At 66.2% G+C, this 2,131-nt stretch carries 3 protein-coding genes; all 3 read left to right on the top strand.

Features of this window, described 5'->3' with window-relative positions; all coding sequences use genetic code 11:
* Positions 1-192 precede the first annotated feature (192 nt).
* Positions 193-576, top strand: coding sequence for a response regulator (locus ACSFA3_RS22260; RefSeq protein WP_435474430.1), 384 nt, complete (start codon positions 193-195; stop codon positions 574-576).
* A gap of 123 nt (positions 577-699) precedes the next feature.
* Positions 700-1,632: an SDR family NAD(P)-dependent oxidoreductase gene (locus tag ACSFA3_RS22255; RefSeq protein ID WP_435474428.1), complete on the top strand. Its 933-nt coding sequence runs from the start codon at positions 700-702 to the stop codon at positions 1,630-1,632.
* A 104-nt stretch (positions 1,633-1,736) separates the two neighbouring features.
* Positions 1,737-2,131: nuclear transport factor 2 family protein (locus ACSFA3_RS22250; protein ID WP_435507675.1), on the top strand; the 395-nt coding region annotated here is incomplete at its 3' end.

Genomic DNA, 2,131 nt, shown 5'->3' with positions numbered 1-2,131 from the left:
CCGCCCGGCAGGGCATTCAGCAGTTGCCGACGCCCGGAATAGGACTCGGCAGACGCCCATAGGCACGGAATGACCGACAGCAGCGGTGGCCGATGACCTACAGGCATTGGCCTGCATGGCTCACCGCGTGCGGCCGTGGGGCTGCGAGGATGCCTCCATGCACCGCGCAAGCACCGACCTCGCGACCTCCCCATGACTTTCAAGGCCTATCTAGTCGAGGACAGCCCCGTGATTCGCGAGAACCTCGTCGGATTCCTGGAAGACGTGACTGACGCGAAGGTGGTGGCCTCCGCCAGCACCGAGGAGGAGGCCGTGGCCTGGCTGGACCAGCACACCGGCGACTGGGACCTGACCATCGTCGACCTGTTCCTGCGGCGCGGCAACGGGCTGGGCGTGATCCGCGCCTGCCGACACCGGGCGCCGCACCAGAAGGTGATCGTGCTGAGCAACTACGCCAACTCCGCCATGCGCGAGCGTTCGCGGCAACTGGGCGCCGATGCCTTCTTCGACAAGTCGGCCGAGCTCGACCAGTTGGTGGACTTCTGTGCGCAGGTGCGCGCGTCGCTTCCCGGGTGACGCCGGGCGATGCCGGCTGACGCGCGCATGACTGGGTCGTGCGCCTTTCTGGGGTAAAACGCCACGCTGCCGCAGGAGCGGCAACCGGACAACGGCAACTCCCCAGGAAAGCGACAGAGAGACATGAGCAACAGCAATAGCAGCAACATCGACTTCAAGGGCCGCGTGGCCATCGTGACCGGCGCGGGCGGCGGCCTGGGCCGCCAGCATGCATTGGCGTTGGCGGCGCGCGGCGCCAAGGTGGTGGTGAACGACCTAGGCGGCGCGCGCGACGGCTCCGGCGGCTCGGTAAGCGCTGCGCAGGCGGTGGTTGACGAGATCAAGGCGGCCGGCGGCGAAGCCATTGCCAACGGCGCATCGGTGACTGACTTCGAGGCGGTGCAGGCCATGGTCAAGCAGGCAGTCGATGCCTGGGGCCGCGTCGACATCCTCGTCAACAACGCCGGCATCCTGCGCGACAAGAGCTTCGCCAAGATGGAGCTGGCCGACTTCAAGCTGGTGGTCGATGTGCACCTGATGGGCGCGGTGAACTGCACCAAGGCCGTCTGGGCGCTCATGAACGAGCAGAAGTACGGCCGCATCGTGATGACTACATCGTCCACCGGCCTGTACGGCAACTTCGGCCAGAGCAACTATGGCGCGGCCAAGCTTGCGCTGGTGGGCCTCATGCAAACGCTGAGCATCGAAGGCGCGAAGAACGACATCCGCGTGAACTGCCTGGCGCCCACCGCCGCCACCCGCATGACCGAGGACCTGTTCCCCAAGGAAATGCTCGAAGCCTTCCGCCCCGAGGCCGTGGTGCCCGCAATGCTGGTGCTGGCCGCGCAGGACGCGCCCAACCGCACCATCCTCTGCGCCGGTGCCGGCACCTTCGAGGCCGCGCACATCACGCTGACGCAGGGCGCCTGGCTGGGCATTGCCGCCGACACGCCCGAGCAGCTGGCGGCGCGTCTGTCCGAGGTGACCGATCGCGAGGGCGAGGCCGTGCCGCAGAGCGGCACCGCACAGGGCGCGAACGAAGTCGCCAAGGGCATGGCGAACGCGAAGAGGGGCTGACCGGCCCCAGTGTTCATGGCGCGCTTGACCTCGAGTGCACTCGAGCATTTCCAATGAATTCACCGGGTGTCCGGTTCATTCATTCAACCCAAGGAAATCAAGCCATGAACACGATCGACAACAAGGCCCTGGTCCAGCGCATCCATGACGAGCTGGACAAGGGCAACGGCCAGGTCTTCGTCGACAGCCTTGCCGACGACGCCAGCTGGAAGCTCGAAGGCAGCACCCCGTGGTCGCGCACCTACCGGGGCAAGAAGGCCATTCGCGAAGAGCTGCTAAACCCGCTCTTCGCGCAGTTCGCGGGGCCCTATGTGAGCAAGACCGAGCGCATCATCGCCGAGGGCGACCGGGTGGTGGTGCTGTTCAGCGGCGACGTGCCCACCAAGGCCGGCAAGCGCTACAACAACCGCTACTGCTACGTCTACCGACTCGAAGGAGGCAAGGTGAAAGAGCTGACTGAGTACTTCGACACCGCACTGGTCCAGGAGGCGCTGCAGGC

Origin of the sequence: Variovorax glucosi (genome assembly GCF_051216695.1) — a bacterium.
In the GTDB taxonomy this organism is placed as follows: Bacteria; Pseudomonadota; Gammaproteobacteria; order Burkholderiales; family Burkholderiaceae_C; genus Variovorax.
The sequence above is the reverse complement of the archived record's forward strand: the minus strand, read 5'-3'. Positions and strand labels throughout refer to the sequence as shown.

Coding starts and splice junctions, on each gene's coding strand:
- ACSFA3_RS22260 (WP_435474430.1), top strand. CDS start 193: ATGACTTTCAAGGCCTATCTAGTCGAGGACAGCCCCGTGATTCGCGAG.
- ACSFA3_RS22255 (WP_435474428.1), top strand. CDS start 700: ATGAGCAACAGCAATAGCAGCAACATCGACTTCAAGGGCCGCGTGGCC.